Below are 13238 nucleotides of genomic sequence, written 5' to 3' on the forward strand. Positions count from 1 at the left end.
CATGAGTCGGCGCGGATGAGGAGAGGTCCGGCCATGATGGCGCGGGCCTCCGGGCGGTGTCAGAACATGCTGTTGCCGCTGGCGCTTGCGTCCGGCACCGGCTGGATCACGTCCCAGTGCTCGACAATCTTGTTGTTCTCCACGCGGAAGATGTCGACCAGCGCTCGGCCTCGGTCTTTGGCGTCGTTGACGCTGTGCACATGCAGCACCACCAGATCGTCTTCGGCAATGGCGCGGATGATGGTGCTGCGGCGCTCAGGCGCTTGTTTGAAGCGGTCGGCGAATGTATCGACAAAAGCTTGCTTGCCGTCTTTGACGCTGGGGTTGTGTTGAATGTACCGGTCGCCGATATAGCGGTCCGCCGCGCTCAAGTCGTGCTGGTTGAAAAACTGGTTGTAGAAATCGACCACCAGTTGCTTATTGCTGCTTGCCCGCTGCATTGCGACGGCGGGGGCGACGAGCGGCGTGGAATAACTCAACGCGGCGCTTAGGCTGAAGCTCAGAGCGGCGAGGCCGCTTATCATCCAGTGCGGTTTCATCGAGATGGATTTCCCTTGGGCGAAGGTGGAGATCGGCTTGGATTGTATGAATTTTGAATGCGGCGACGCAGGAGCGAGCTGCGCCGCGTTTGGGGCTTAAGCCGCCGCGGTTAGCCTTTTCGGCCGTCCCAGGACAGTTTGCCCGCGCCATGGGCGAACACCATCAGCAAGCCGCCGGCCATGGCCAGGTTCTTGGTCAGCTGGATCATTTGCTGGCTATTGCCCGGCTCCAGGTGGAAGAGCAGCGCCGAGGCGACGGAGAAACCCGCTAGCAGCAGCGCTACCCAGCGCGCTTTCACGCCTAGCGCCAAGGCCAAGCCGCCGCCGATTTCCAAGGCGATCACCAGCGGCAGCAAAAATCCGGGCACGCCCATCGCGGCCATATAACCCTGAGTGGCGGCATAGCCCGCGCCTAGCTTGCCGATGCCGGCCAGAAAGAACACCTGCGCCAGCAGCACGCGGGCAAGCAATGTGATCCATTTATCCATCTTGCGTTCTCCTGCCGGCGCGCCGGCTTTGGTTGATGACGCCGGCCGCGGAGGGCGGCTGGCCATGAACGGACTATACGGATAGGCGCGGCGCGAAAAAAGCGCAAAAAACCGCAAGAGTCGATCAAAAAATCCGATCAAGCCGCGGCTACAGCTTGAACTTCCCGATCAGCGAATCCAGTTCCTCGCCCAAGTGCGCGAGCAAGGCGGTGGCCTGCTGCGCCTGGCTGATGGATTCGTCGGTCTGCAGCAACATACCGTGAATGCTCTCGATATGGCGGGCGATTTCCTGACTGGCGCTGGATTGTTCGGCGGTGGAGGAGGCGATGTCGCCCACGGATTCCACCACTTGCTGGGCGTGGCCGCTGATCTGCTGGATCGATTGCGCGGACTCTTCGGCCAGTTTTACCCCCTGGTCCACTTGGCGCAGCGCGCCGTCCATGCTGTCGGAGGCTTTGGCGGTGTCCTGCTGCATGGTCTGGATCACGCCGGAGATTTCCAGCGTAGCCTGCGAGGTGCGTTCGGCCAGCTTGCGCACTTCATCGGCCACCACGGCGAAGCCGCGGCCCATCTCGCCGGCGCGCGCGGCCTCGATCGCCGCGTTCAAGGCCAAGAGATTGGTTTGGTCGGCGATGTCGCGGATCACCGACACGATGCCGCTGATCTGGTCCGAGCGTTGCTGCATGCCGCCCAGCACCTCGGCCAGCTCGCGCACCGTCTGGGAAATGCGGCCGATCTCGCGCACCGTGGCGTCGACATTGGCCGAGGCCTCGCTGGACAGCGAGCCCGCCTCGCGCGCGCGCTGTTCCGCCACTCGCGCCGACTCCGCGATGTGGCTGACGCTGACCGACATCTGCTCCACGCTGGCGGCGGTGGCGTTGGCCGCCTCGGACTGCCGCGCGGAGCTGCCTCGAATCTGATCCACATCGCCGGACAGCTGGCGCACCGAACCCAGCACATCGCCGGCGTGGCGGCGCACGTCCAGCATCATCGTGCGCAGCGAGCCGGTGAAGGTATTGAAGGCACCGGCGGCCAGGCCGATTTCGTCGCGGCTGGCGATGGGCAGCGCGCGGGTCAGATCGCCGCTGCCGGAGGCCAGCTCGCTCATTGCGGACTGTAGCCGGCCCAACGGGCGCAGCAACTGACTGAGCGTGGCGCCCAGCAGCAACAGGATCAGCGCCAGAATGCCCAGGCTGATCAAGGCCGACTGCCAACTGGCGGCGCGTACTGGGGCGAAAGCTTCGCTCAGAGGTATGGAAATCCGCACCGCCCACGGCATGCCGGCCTCGCCCACGGTGATGGGCATGATGAAGTGGCGGAAGCCGTCGTCGCTGTCGTACTCCGCCGGCTGACCGCTTTTGATCGCCGTCTTGGCCGTGGCCGGCAGGCCGGCGTCCGCCTTGCCGTTCAACGCCGGATCGCGGCCGGCCAGTTGAACGCCGCTGTTGGAATACAAGCTCATGAAGCCGCTCTGGTAAGGCTTGACCTTGGCCGCCAGCTCCTGCAAATGACCAAGCGCGATATCGCAACCGGCCACGCCCAGCACCTTGCCGTTGACCAGAAGGGGAAAGGAAATGGTGCCCATCAGGATCTTGATGTCCGGGTCCACGTAAGGCTCGGTCAACATCGGCTTGCCGGTCTTGCGCGGCTCGGTGTAGTAGGCGCTGTCGTCCACCCCCTCGCCGCCCCACACCACGTCTATCTTGCCGCTCTTGCGATACCAGTAGACGCCGCTGCGCCCGGTCTTGTCGTTATGCTCCTTGCCGGCCAGCTCCGCATCGCGGCCGTCCAGCGCGTTGGGCTCCCAGATGGCCCAGTAGCCGACCGCGTCCGGGTTATTGGGCAATTGGCCCTTCACGATGTCGGATAGCAGTTGGCGGGCGTTGGGTGGCAGATTGTGTTTGACCGCCACTGCGGATTCGGCCACGACCTGGGCCGAATCGTAAGTCTTGCCCAGCAAGCGCTGCACCTGGCCGGCCTCGCTTTCGGCCAGCAGTTTGGCGTTGTCCAGCACCGCTTTCTCCGCGTTTTGATAACTCGCGTAGATATTGACGCCGGCCAGCACGCAAAAACCGATCAGGATCAGCAGGCCGGAACTGGCCAGAATCTTGCCCTTGATGGTGGTGATCATGGTTGTCCCCATCGCTTCATATGTGTTCTTCCCCAAAAGCCATTGCGAGCGGACGCCGGCTCCCGGCCCGGTTATTATGGTGTGGGCCCGCCGGCGGCGTCGGTTTCCAACGGCATACCGCCTTTGTATTAAATAGCTTCCGCGGGGTAAAGGGAAATTTTGTAATCGGCGGGCCGCAGCCTGGCGCGCCGCGACGATATGGGGAGAGTTGAACAGTGCCGACGGAAGCACACGCCCGCCCGGAACGCGCGGAGCGTCAGGCGGAGGCTCCGCGGAGGCTAGCCCTGGCGCGGCTGGAACAAGTGGAGGCGCAGCACGGCGTGCGCATCCTTTACGCGGCCGAAGGCGGCAGCCGCTGCTGGGGCTACAACGCGCCGGACAGCGATTACGATGTGCGCTTCGTCTACCTGCAAGCGGCGGAGTGGTACGAGGCAGGCGGCCAGCGCGACGTGATCGAACTGCTGCTGGCCGACGGCTTGGACATCAGCGGCTGGGAGCTGCGCAAGGCGCTGCGGCTGACTCTGGGCGGCAACGCCGCGTTGCTGGAGTGGCTGGCCTCGCCGCAGGTCTACCGCCAGCACCCGGCGGCTTGTCGGCTTTTGCGAAATCTGGGCCAAGAGCATTTCGCCGGCGATGCCGCCTACTGGCATTATCTGTCGGCGGCGCGCAAGAACTATCGCGGCCGCAAGCGCGAACAGCAACTGCGGCTGAAAAAATACTTGTACGTGCTGCGGCCCCTGCTGGCGGCGCAATGGCTGCTGCGCTGGCGCAGCATGCCGCCGCTGCGGCTGGGGGAACTGGCCGACCAGACTTTGGATGACACCCGGTTGCGTGACGAGTTGGCTGGTTTGTTGGCTTTGAAGTCCGCTGGCGGCGCGCCCGAGTACGGCCCGGCCACGCCGGGCCTGCACGATTATATTGAGCGGGAAATGAGGGCTTACGAAGCCACGGCGCGACCGAACCGCCACAGCGACTGGGCGCGGGCGGACGCTTTACTGGAGCAAGTGCGTTTGGCTTGCGGCGCTTGAATCGGCAGAGGCCTTAGTTTTCGGCGCCGTGTCTCCGACGCGCAGCAGACTTTGAATAGGTTCTAAAAGCCGTGAGGGGGTGGCCGCGTCTGACTGCGCCCCGCCCTACAAAAGAGAGTGGCGCGGATAGTCCACCATGCGCCTGCCAAATGGCTAAGTAGATCAGCAGACGCCAATCCCGTGTGCGGCAACGTGGCGATTGTTGCCGAGCGGGTGGGGTGGAGGGAGGCAAGGTTTGCGCCGCATTTGGCGGTGGCGGATGATTTTTCCTTGCCATTCAATTGTTTCCCTCACCTGCTTTAAAAGCCCTGTGGCGGGTCCTGCGGCATCATAGGCCCATGACCCGCATATCCGACATCTCCTCCTTGCACTGGCAGCCGGCCTTGCAGGCCCGCGATCAGGCATCCCCCGCTGACATCGTCGAGAACCTCGACGACATCCATCAGGCCTTGCGCATCATCCTGGGCACGCCCAAGGGCAGCGATCCGCTGCGGCCGGAGTTTGGCAGCGATTTGTTCCGTTACCTGGACTACCCGGTAGACCGCGCCCGGCCGCATGTGGTGCGCGAGGCGGTGGAGGCGATTAGCCACCCCTTGTACGGCGAACCGCGCGTCGCCGTGGCGCGGGTGCTCTACAGCGTAGGCGGCAACGGCGACGCGCGGCTCACCGTGCAGTGGCGTCTGGCCGACGGCGTGATCCGCGAAACGGAGCTGCGGCTATGAGCGGGACGGCGCCCAATATCCTGGCCAATGACGAGCGTTTCGGCCACCTGGCACAGCTCACTACTCGTTTGGGCGACGCCGATTTGAGCACGCTGCTGGTCTACCTGGTGGATCAGGTGGACGCCGGCTGGCTGCCGGCGCTGGCCGAGCAGTTCCACGTCGCCGGCGACGAAGGCTGGCGGCTGAGCCAGGGTGAGCGCCAGCAGCGCGAGCTGATCAAGCAGTCCATCCATCTGCACCGCAGCAAGGGCACGCGCTGGTCTTTGCAGCAGGTGCTGGCCACGCTGGCGCTGTCTGGTCAGATCAGCGAATGGTTCGAATACGCCGGAAAACCTTATCACTTCAAGATCCGGATCGATCTGGCCGCGCGCGGCATCGACGCCGCCACGCTAACGGCGCTGGAGGCGATGATCAACGAATACAAGAACGCCCGCTCGGTGCTGGAACGGCTGGCACTGGTGCTGAGCAACCGCAGCGCTGTGCCAATGTTGGCGCTGGCCACTCAGGTGGGCGAACTGGCCACAGTTTATCCGTTTCAGCCCGAATCACTTCAACAGCGCGCCAGTTTGAACGCGGCGCTGGCGCATGCCAGCGTGGAGACGGTCACGCTTTATCCCGCAGCATGAGCCCCTTAGAACCTTTCCCAGGAGCAATCGATGGCCAATGAGTTTTTCACGCTTCTCACCGCCAGCGGCAAGGCCAAGCTGGCGGCGGCGCAAGCAAACGGCGCGCCGCTGCAGATCAGCCAGATGGCGGTGGGCGACGGCGACAACGGCGGGTATTACACGCCCAGCGAGAGCCAGACCGCGCTCAAACATGAAACCTGGCGCGGCGCGCTCAACCACTTGGAGGTGGATCCGAACAACCCCAACTGGGTGGTGGCGGAAGCGGTGTTGCCGGATACCGTGGGCGGCTTTTACATCCGCGAGGTGGGTCTGTTCGATAGCCGCGGCGATCTGATCGCCATCGGCAAATTCCCGGAGAGCTACAAGCCGCTGCTGGCGGCAGGTTCAAACAAGCAGCTTTATGTCCGGATGATTCTGGAAGTGTCCAACACCGCGGCGGTGACGCTGCTGGTGGACCCCAGCGTGGTATTGGCGACGCGCTCCGCGGTGGATCAGCGCATCGCAGAGGAGCTGGCAAAGCGGGATGCCAAGCCGCGTGATTTCCACCCTCTGCAAACCTTTCCGGCTCAGGCCTACCGACGCAATGTGCTGATCAATGGAGGTTTCGACGTGTGGCAGCGCGGCGCCAGTCAGACAGTGGGCGGTTATGGCTCGGTGGACCGTTGGCTTCTGGATTTGGGCGGCGGCCCGCTTGGCGGCGCGACCTTGTCGCGGATGGCGGCCAGTATCGCCGAGACCGAAACCTTGGGAGCGACGACGAACTTCATGCGTCTGACGCTGAGCAAGCCGCCGGCCAGCAAGGCCAACGAGTACTGCCAGGTGTGTCAGCCGGTGGAAAACCTGCGGCGTTTCACCGGCAAGCGTATGACGCTGAGCTTCTGGGCCAAGGCGGATCAGCCGCGCAAGATGGTGGCCTATGTTGAACAGTGGTTGAAGAGGCCGCCAGCCGCATCCGACAAGATCAGGGCGCTGGAGGCAAGCCCGGTGGAGTTGACGACCCGTTGGCAACGCTTTGTCTTCTCTTTTTCCTCTCCTAGCTTGCAGGGGCGCGAACCGGGGAACGAGGCCTCTCTGGCAGTTTTTCTTGGGGTGTCGTACAGCGATGCCTACCCGGCCCTGAATGCGATGACCGGCGCGCAAACCGGCATTTTCGATATTGCCCAGGTGCAGTTGGAGGAGAGCCCAGTGGCGACGCCGTTCGAGTACCGCAGTTTTGGCGAGGAGTTGACTTTGTGTCAGCGGTATTTTGAGAAAAGCTATCCGTTAAATGACTTTCCCGCTAAAAACTATGGGGCCGATTCCGCTTTCGCGCCGGCTATCTTTAGCAAGATGTTTCATTTGAATGTCGGCAATTTGGGTGACAAGCAAATTAATATGACTATCCCGTTTATGGTAGAGAAACGGATTGAGCCGGCTATTGTGATTTATGACGGTTTAGGTGCGGTTGATAGAATGACTACGAGTAATGGAAATGGCGTGATTCCGGCGGTTAAGTCCAGTTCTACCAGGTTTGTAAATGTGATTCCCCCAGTTAGTCCAAGTATTAATTGGATTGCCTGTCATTGGGTGGCGGATGCTGAGATTTAATTAATCGATAGGGGGGGTGAAAGTGAATGCCATGTATCGTTTAACCAAGCAGTCGGATGGAGTGATTCGAGTTGTCGATGGGGCCTATATCCCTAAAGGTCACCGCTGGTGGGATGAGTATGAACTCTGGCTGCAGCAAGGCAATCAACCGACACCGCAATTTTCACTGGCGGAGTTGCAAGAACAGTTGCTGCGAGAGATTGATGCCGCTGCAGATACCACCCGCAGCGTAACCTTGGGCAGTGAGCCTAACCTAGCCGAATACCAGCGCGCCGCCGCCGAGGCGCAGGCGTTCAAGGACGCCGGCTACAAGGGCGAGGCACCGCCGGCGGTGCGTTCCTGGGCCGAGGCCAAGGGCTGGGACGGCCAGCAGGCGGCGGACAGCATTCTGGCCAAGGCGGCGGCCTGCGAACAGGCGTTGTACGCAATCCGCGACGCGCGACTGAAGGGCAAGGAAGCGGTGCGTCAGGCCTCGGACGAGACGGCGGCGCGCACGGCGGCCGACGAGGCGGTGTCCCAACTGCGGCAACTGGCTGCGGGCGACTTTGCCGCCGCTGCGCCGGAGGCCGAAGCCGGCCGCGCCGGCGGTCTGTTCAAGTTCTTTTCCAAACGGCTTTAAAAGCCGGCCGGCGGCATGATGGCGGATCATGTCGTCATCCGCTTTCTCTTCTGCGCCCCGCGACGGCCGCGCCAGGCCGCCGCGCTCCATTCAAGGACGTTCTCCCATGACCCCAGACTTGCCCAAGTTCATCGATGACGACCCGCATCTCGTCACCGCCGAGCTGATCGACGCCTACCAGAAAATGAGCGGCAAGACGCTCTACCCCGGCCAGGTGGAGCGTTTGCTGATCGATCTGATCGCCTATCGCGAAAGCGTGGTTCGAGCCGCCTTCAACGATGCCGGCCGCCAAAACCTGGTGGCTTTCGCCCGCGCGCCGATGCTGGACTACCTGGGCGAGCTGGTCGGCGTCAGCCGGCTGGCGGCGCAGCACGCGCGCTGTACGGTGCGCATTGCTTTCGCCCAGCCGCTGGCGCTGGCGCAGGTGATCCCGGCGCAGACCCTGGTGGCCGGCGGCGGCGTGCAGTTCCAGACCCTGGCCAGCCAGATCGCGCCGGCCGGCAGCAACAGTATTGACCTGCCTGTCAGCGCGACGGAGGCGGGGGCCGCGGGCAATGGCTTCGTGCCGGGCCAGATCAACACTTTGGTGGATGAACTGGAGGTGGACGCCAGCGTGGTCAATATCGACACCAGCGCCGGCGGCGCCGACGCGGAGGACGACGAGCGCTTGCGCGCGCGCATCCGACTGGCGCCGGAGTCCTTCAGCGTGGCCGGCAGCGCCGCCTCCTATCGTCACCACGCGTTGCGCGCGCATCAGGACATCGCCGATGTGGCGGTGATCAGCGCCAGTCTGCAACAGCAGAACGGCGAACTGAAAAGCGCCAACCAGGTGCCGCCCGGCGTGGTGCGCTTGTACCCGCTGACCAAAACCGGCATGCCGCCGGACAGCCTGCTCAGCGTGGTGGCCGCCGCGTGTAGCGCAGACCGAGTGCGGCCGCTGACGGATCTAGTGGAGGTGCTGGCGCCGGAGGATTACGGCTACCGGGTACGCGCGCGGCTGACGCCGTATCGCGATGTCGTTCCTAAAACCGTGCAGCAGCAGGCGCAGGCGGCTGTCGGCGCCTTCGTGCAGGCGCAGGCGGAGCGGCTGGGCCGCGACATCGTGCCGTCGCAGCTGATCGCGACCCTATCGGTGCCCGGCGTTTACCAAGTGACCCTGCTGGAGCCGGCCGCAACCCAAGTGGTGCCGCCACAGGGCTGGTCGCACTGTACCGACATCCAACTGGAAATGACGGGAGGCCAGGATGGCTGATGTGACCCCAAATCTGCTGGCGCGCGACGCGCGTTTCGGTCCGCTGGCCCGGCTGAGCGAACGGCTGTGCGACATCGATCCAGGCGGCCTGTTGGTTTATCTAGTGGACGCGGCCAAGCCGGAGCTGCTGCCCTTGCTCGCCGAGCAATTCCATATCGACGGCGACGAAGGTTGGCTGCTGACCCAGAGCGAACAGCAACGCCGAGATCTGATCAAGCAGAGCATAGAACTGCATCGCCACAAGGGCACGCCCTGGGCATTGCGCGAAGTGTTCCGCATCCTCGGCGTGACGGTGGAACTGGAGGAGTGGTGGCAGTGTCAGCCGCCGGCCGCGCCCTACACCTTCGAGCTGACCGCTTGGGCGAACGACAATTTGCTGCCCGGCCAGGCCTTGCTCAACCCCGATCTCTATCGCCGCTTGCGGCGCATGGTGGAGCTGGCCAAGCCGGCGCGGAGTACCTACCGCTTCAAATTGGGCGCGCGTTTCAACGGCCGCTTGGGCTTGGCATCGGCCGCTCAGGCGCGTGCGTTGATCCGCCGTAGCGCCGAGGCCGCACCGATGCGGCTGGCGCCGTTGCAGCCGCTGGCTCTTTCATCCGCCGCGCAAATTTATAGCGTGGTTCACGTCACCATGGAGGCATCGTTGTGAGCACCCCCTTAGCACCTCTTATCACCGCGGCCGGCCTGGCCGCAATCTGGCGCGCCAGCAATGACGGCGTGTCCGCGCAGATCACCCACATCGCCTTGGGCGACGGTGCTTACGCGCCGACGCAGGGCCAGACCGCCTTGCGCAGCGAACAGGCGCGCTACCCCATCGCCGGTGGTGAACGGCTGGGCAATACCCAGATCCACCTGACCGCCATCGCTGACGACGACAAGGCGTTCTGGGTGCGCGAGATCGGTTTCATCCTGGCGGACGGCACCTTGCTGGCGGTCTGGTCCGACCCGAAGGCGGCGCTGGCCTACAAGGCCGCCGATGTGCAATTGCTGCTGGCCTATGACCTGGCCTTGAACGCGTTGCCGCCGGACAGCGTCACCATCCAGTCCAGCGGCGCCGGCCTCAATCTGAGCCTGGCCAGCGAACTGGCGGAACTGGCGGCGGCCCAGATCGGCGAAGCCAACCGCGGCCTGGGGCGGGATGAGCGTATCCGCGCGCAGGACGCGCGTTTGCAGGCGCTGGAGCCTCAAGTGGCCACCTTGCAAAACCGCAGCCAAGCGCTGGAACAGGAGCATGCCGCCGATAAACGCTCCGGTTTGGAGCTGGCCACCGCCAATGCCGCGGCTATCGTCAGCATGCAGCATTTGTTCGTCAAACAACGTCTGGGCGCTTGAGCGCCGGGGCTGCGTCGCAGCCCCATTTCCCCTGGCCGATGTGGCCGTCCCCGCAGTCACTCCTGTATTTCCCGCGCCGCTTCCGGCACTTCCCCATTTCTATGTGTTTCCGTTTCCAGGCTGAGGCCTGGGGACGCCTTGCTTTGAATGGCCGTCAAGGCCATGTATCGCGGTAAGACCTTAAGGAGAGTGTTATGAGTTTGGAGAGCAATATCGCCGAGTTGGTGAAATCGGCCAATGGTTTGACCGATGCCGTTCATGGAAAGATCGGTGAAATCGATCAGAAAGTCGGTCAGAAAATCACCGAGCTGAATAATTGGAGAACCAGTCATTGGAATGAGCATCCGGCCATCGCCGTCAATTTCAATGCCAGAATGACGGAGGTAGGAGGGGAGGGCGACAAGAAATTGCCGCTGGCCTTGGGCGTGCATGCCGGCGGGGATTTCTGGGGCAAGTTCGATGCGGCCTTGATTCCGGTGAATTCGGGAGAGGAACCGACATCCCGTCCGGTCATTGTTCGCGAGCTATTGCAATATATGGGCAGTGATGATCTGCACTTTTCCGGTAGTTTCAATATTCTGCATTTGACTGTAAAGAAAGTTAGCGATGGCTTCGGTCCCTATGTTTTTTTTGTTCCCTATCAGCACGTCAAGATGGGGGCCTTTACCAGTGTGGCGCTGTATCACAAGGTGATTGGTCAAGGCGATTGGAATTGGATGGATAACGGTAAGAAGGGGGTTTGGCATCAAAAAACCCATCATTTTTTATCGGATCGCGCAGGGGCGTATACCCATGTCGATATTGCTTTGTCCAATGCTCAAGTAGGTGATCAGCTTTATCTGGCATTGCCACAAGTCATTCCAGGGGTGTGGAATCCAGAACGTCGTCTGCCGGCGTTATATAACTACTATGACCCAGTCATTGATGTGATTGGCCATAGCACGATCAGCGGTCTCGGCGGCGTATTTGCCAATATCAATAACAGCAATCGTTAAATCAGGGGGTGATATGAGTACTGAAATGAAATTTTATTCCGATGTGCAGGACGATATTGGCTTGATCGTGACGGAGAAAGGGCTGGAGCGGCCAGCCGTGGTCTGGGCACGCGATACTTGCGCCGCTTATATTCATCGTTATTACCCCGTGCATGTGCAGTTGAATGTGTTGCGGACCGGCTCGGAAGATGAACGCAAGAAAATGAGTGCTTTCATCGATGCCTGCCGAGCTTGGAGCAATCAAAGCTCAGCTACTAGTGCTGAGCTGGGAAAAATCAAGCCATGATATTAAGCTGGCGTGCCGAGCACGGCTTGCCGGGCTGAGAAAATAGCTTGGCTAAGTCAGAATGAACCGCGCTTCCACATCATGGGCGCGGTTTTCGCTTTTTTTGCTAAAGCGGTTTAAAAGCCCTTGCTTTCCATAACTGACACAATGTCTCCATGTCAGCGCTGAAGCCGTTCACGCCGGAAGGGCGGTGAACGAACACATGGTTGAATTTAATTCAATCCACTCTGTGATGAACCATTGGAGAGCATGATGAGCTTGGAAAGCAATATCGCGGAACTGGTAAAAGCGTCGAACGCGCTGACCGGTACGGTGAACGGTAAGATCGCCGATATTGATCGGCGTGTTGATGTCAAGATTCAGCAAATGGAAGATTGGCGAAATGGTGCGCGGCAAGAGTTTGCAAGTATTGCAACTCAGACGATTGCAGTGGGAGGGGCGGCAGATCACTGGTATCCAGTTGTAATCAGTCTGCCAAGCCGCAAGGCAATGGATATATTTATCGCGCGCTATACTCATGAAGATAGCGATAAATACGAAAAATTTAATGGGGCGATGTTTCTACACCTGTGTGGCGTCAATGGTGAGTGGGGCGGCATTCCTCCTCTATTGTATCCTCAGGCATACTCTTATAAAGCCGGGTTATTCGAAAAATTGCCTCCTGTTGCTGATTTCGGAATTACGGCGCATGACATGAAGGCTGTTGTCTGGCTGTTGGGAGCGCGTCATTATAATGTGACGACTTCCGTGCCTGCGATCATTGAAGTGTTTAGCCAAGAGACAGGAAATGTCGTGTATGACCATCCCAGTCCACAGTATGTAGTGAGGCTGGATGCTCTCCAAGGAGTGTCTGGAGCTATGGTTGCTAACGGTTATTTGCGAGGTGCGTGACAATGGAACAGGTTCAATTGGATCAAGTAGTAATGCAGTATATTGAGCGGGGTTTGCTGATGGACTTACGCATGCGGCGTACTATGCTGTTGCGAGAGTGTGATTGGACGCAAATGCAGGATGCGGCACTGAGCTCCGAGCAAAAGGCTGCATGGCAAGCGTATCGTCAAAAGTTGAGAGATCTGCCGGAAGCCATTACGGATATCAAGCATGTTACTTGGCCGGTACGGCCAGCCTGAGCTTAGCGAGATAGATAGGTAACAAAAAAACCCCGCCAAGGCGGGGTTTGTCGTTTGCTGCCGCGGATCAAGACTTGGCCGGTGTTTCCCAGCCGCCGCCCAGTGCCTTGTACAGGCCCACCACCGCGTTGAGTTGGTCCAGCTTGGCGCTGACCAGGCCCAGTTCCGCCTGGAAGCTGTTGCGTTGCGCGTCCAGCACGTCCAGATAGCTGGCGTAGCCGTTGTCGTAACGCAGGTTCGCCAGACGCAGCGATTTGTTCAAGGCCTGGAACTGCGTGGTCTGCGCCGCCTGGATATCGCGCGCCGCGCTGTAGCCGGACAGCGCGTCCAGCGCGTCCTTGAACGCGCTCTGCACCGTCTTTTGATATTGCGCCAGCGCCTGTTTCTGCCGCGCATTGGCCGCGTCCACCGCGTAGCCGGTCTGGCCGAAATTGAACACCGGCGCCGCCAGGTTGCCGACGAAGTTCCAGGTCCGCGTCGGGCCGGTGAACAGCGTGTCCAGC

At 61.3% G+C, this 13238-nt stretch carries 16 protein-coding genes; 12 read left to right on the forward strand and 4 right to left on the reverse strand.

Features of this window, described 5'->3' with window-relative positions:
• Positions 1–59: 59 nt before the first annotated feature.
• The 3 genes from ACUXV1_RS13535 to ACUXV1_RS13545 all read right to left on the reverse strand — a co-directional run bounded on the left by ACUXV1_RS13535 (position 60) and on the right by ACUXV1_RS13545 (position 3158).
• The gene (locus tag ACUXV1_RS13535; RefSeq protein WP_081555906.1) at positions 60–539 is read right to left on the reverse strand and encodes a nuclear transport factor 2 family protein; all 480 of its coding nucleotides are present in this window, start codon (positions 537–539) and stop codon (positions 60–62) included.
• A 110-nt stretch (positions 540–649) separates the two neighbouring features.
• Entirely contained in the window at positions 650–1027 is a 378-nt protein-coding gene (locus ACUXV1_RS13540) for a DoxX family protein (RefSeq protein WP_043639439.1), read from the reverse strand.
• Positions 1028–1175: 148 nt separating this feature from the next.
• Positions 1176–3158 (reverse strand): methyl-accepting chemotaxis protein, encoded by a 1983-nt coding sequence (locus ACUXV1_RS13545; RefSeq protein ID WP_446015618.1) that lies wholly within the window; start codon positions 3156–3158, stop codon positions 1176–1178.
• Between the two features lie 215 nt (positions 3159–3373).
• On the opposite strand from ACUXV1_RS13545, the gene ACUXV1_RS13550 reads away from it, so the two are divergent.
• The 12 genes from ACUXV1_RS13550 to ACUXV1_RS13605 all read left to right on the forward strand — a co-directional run bounded on the left by ACUXV1_RS13550 (position 3374) and on the right by ACUXV1_RS13605 (position 12735).
• Positions 3374–4186: a nucleotidyltransferase domain-containing protein gene (locus ACUXV1_RS13550; protein ID WP_446015619.1), complete on the forward strand. Its 813-nt coding sequence runs from the start codon at positions 3374–3376 to the stop codon at positions 4184–4186.
• Between the two features lie 338 nt (positions 4187–4524).
• On the forward strand, positions 4525–4908 hold the full coding sequence (locus tag ACUXV1_RS13555) for a GPW/gp25 family protein (protein ID WP_043589406.1): 384 nt from the start codon (positions 4525–4527) through the stop codon (positions 4906–4908).
• Positions 4905–5534, forward strand: a complete 630-nt coding sequence (locus ACUXV1_RS13560) for a phage tail protein I (RefSeq protein WP_043639442.1) — start codon at positions 4905–4907, stop codon at positions 5532–5534. The genes ACUXV1_RS13555 and ACUXV1_RS13560 overlap by 4 nt, the downstream gene beginning before the upstream one ends.
• A 30-nt stretch (positions 5535–5564) precedes the next feature.
• Complete coding sequence (locus tag ACUXV1_RS13565; RefSeq protein WP_446015620.1) at positions 5565–7121, forward strand: phage tail protein; 1557 nt, start codon at positions 5565–5567, stop codon at positions 7119–7121.
• A gap of 31 nt (positions 7122–7152) precedes the next feature.
• Positions 7153–7740 (forward strand): hypothetical protein, encoded by a 588-nt coding sequence (locus tag ACUXV1_RS13570; RefSeq protein WP_162787975.1) that lies wholly within the window; start codon positions 7153–7155, stop codon positions 7738–7740.
• A gap of 106 nt (positions 7741–7846) precedes the next feature.
• Positions 7847–8992: a baseplate assembly protein gene (locus ACUXV1_RS13575; RefSeq protein ID WP_446015621.1), complete on the forward strand. Its 1146-nt coding sequence runs from the start codon at positions 7847–7849 to the stop codon at positions 8990–8992.
• The gene (locus tag ACUXV1_RS13580; protein WP_446015622.1) at positions 8985–9641 is read left to right on the forward strand and encodes a phage tail protein I; all 657 of its coding nucleotides are present in this window, start codon (positions 8985–8987) and stop codon (positions 9639–9641) included. The genes ACUXV1_RS13575 and ACUXV1_RS13580 overlap by 8 nt, the downstream gene beginning before the upstream one ends.
• Positions 9638–10324, forward strand: coding sequence for a phage tail-collar fiber domain-containing protein (locus ACUXV1_RS13585; protein WP_446015623.1), 687 nt, complete (start codon positions 9638–9640; stop codon positions 10322–10324). The genes ACUXV1_RS13580 and ACUXV1_RS13585 overlap by 4 nt, the downstream gene beginning before the upstream one ends.
• Positions 10325–10518: 194 nt before the next feature.
• On the forward strand, positions 10519–11319 hold the full coding sequence (locus tag ACUXV1_RS13590; RefSeq protein WP_446015624.1) for a hypothetical protein: 801 nt from the start codon (positions 10519–10521) through the stop codon (positions 11317–11319).
• A gap of 13 nt (positions 11320–11332) precedes the next feature.
• On the forward strand, positions 11333–11605 hold the full coding sequence (locus tag ACUXV1_RS13595; protein ID WP_446015625.1) for a hypothetical protein: 273 nt from the start codon (positions 11333–11335) through the stop codon (positions 11603–11605).
• A gap of 252 nt (positions 11606–11857) precedes the next feature.
• Positions 11858–12496: a hypothetical protein gene (locus ACUXV1_RS13600; RefSeq protein WP_114153173.1), complete on the forward strand. Its 639-nt coding sequence runs from the start codon at positions 11858–11860 to the stop codon at positions 12494–12496.
• Between the two features lie 2 nt (positions 12497–12498).
• On the forward strand, positions 12499–12735 hold the full coding sequence (locus ACUXV1_RS13605) for a tail fiber assembly protein (protein ID WP_052370667.1): 237 nt from the start codon (positions 12499–12501) through the stop codon (positions 12733–12735).
• Positions 12736–12802: 67 nt separating this feature from the next.
• On the opposite strand, the gene ACUXV1_RS13610 is transcribed toward ACUXV1_RS13605, so the two are convergent.
• Positions 12803–13238, reverse strand: a 436-nt coding sequence (locus ACUXV1_RS13610) for a TolC family protein (protein WP_446015626.1), incomplete at its 5' end; no start/stop codon positions are given.

Source organism: Chromobacterium sp. W521 (genome assembly GCF_052805975.1).

Coding starts and splice junctions, on each gene's coding strand:
- ACUXV1_RS13535 (WP_081555906.1), bottom strand. CDS start 539: ATGAAACCGCACTGGATGATAAGCGGCCTCGCCGCTCTGAGCTTCAGC.
- ACUXV1_RS13540 (WP_043639439.1), bottom strand. CDS start 1,027: ATGGATAAATGGATCACATTGCTTGCCCGCGTGCTGCTGGCGCAGGTG.
- ACUXV1_RS13545 (WP_446015618.1), bottom strand. CDS start 3,158: ATGATCACCACCATCAAGGGCAAGATTCTGGCCAGTTCCGGCCTGCTG.
- ACUXV1_RS13555 (WP_043589406.1), top strand. CDS start 4,525: ATGACCCGCATATCCGACATCTCCTCCTTGCACTGGCAGCCGGCCTTG.
- ACUXV1_RS13560 (WP_043639442.1), top strand. CDS start 4,905: ATGAGCGGGACGGCGCCCAATATCCTGGCCAATGACGAGCGTTTCGGC.
- ACUXV1_RS13565 (WP_446015620.1), top strand. CDS start 5,565: ATGGCCAATGAGTTTTTCACGCTTCTCACCGCCAGCGGCAAGGCCAAG.
- ACUXV1_RS13570 (WP_162787975.1), top strand. CDS start 7,153: ATGTATCGTTTAACCAAGCAGTCGGATGGAGTGATTCGAGTTGTCGAT.
- ACUXV1_RS13575 (WP_446015621.1), top strand. CDS start 7,847: ATGACCCCAGACTTGCCCAAGTTCATCGATGACGACCCGCATCTCGTC.
- ACUXV1_RS13580 (WP_446015622.1), top strand. CDS start 8,985: ATGGCTGATGTGACCCCAAATCTGCTGGCGCGCGACGCGCGTTTCGGT.
- ACUXV1_RS13590 (WP_446015624.1), top strand. CDS start 10,519: ATGAGTTTGGAGAGCAATATCGCCGAGTTGGTGAAATCGGCCAATGGT.
- ACUXV1_RS13595 (WP_446015625.1), top strand. CDS start 11,333: ATGAGTACTGAAATGAAATTTTATTCCGATGTGCAGGACGATATTGGC.
- ACUXV1_RS13600 (WP_114153173.1), top strand. CDS start 11,858: ATGAGCTTGGAAAGCAATATCGCGGAACTGGTAAAAGCGTCGAACGCG.
- ACUXV1_RS13605 (WP_052370667.1), top strand. CDS start 12,499: ATGGAACAGGTTCAATTGGATCAAGTAGTAATGCAGTATATTGAGCGG.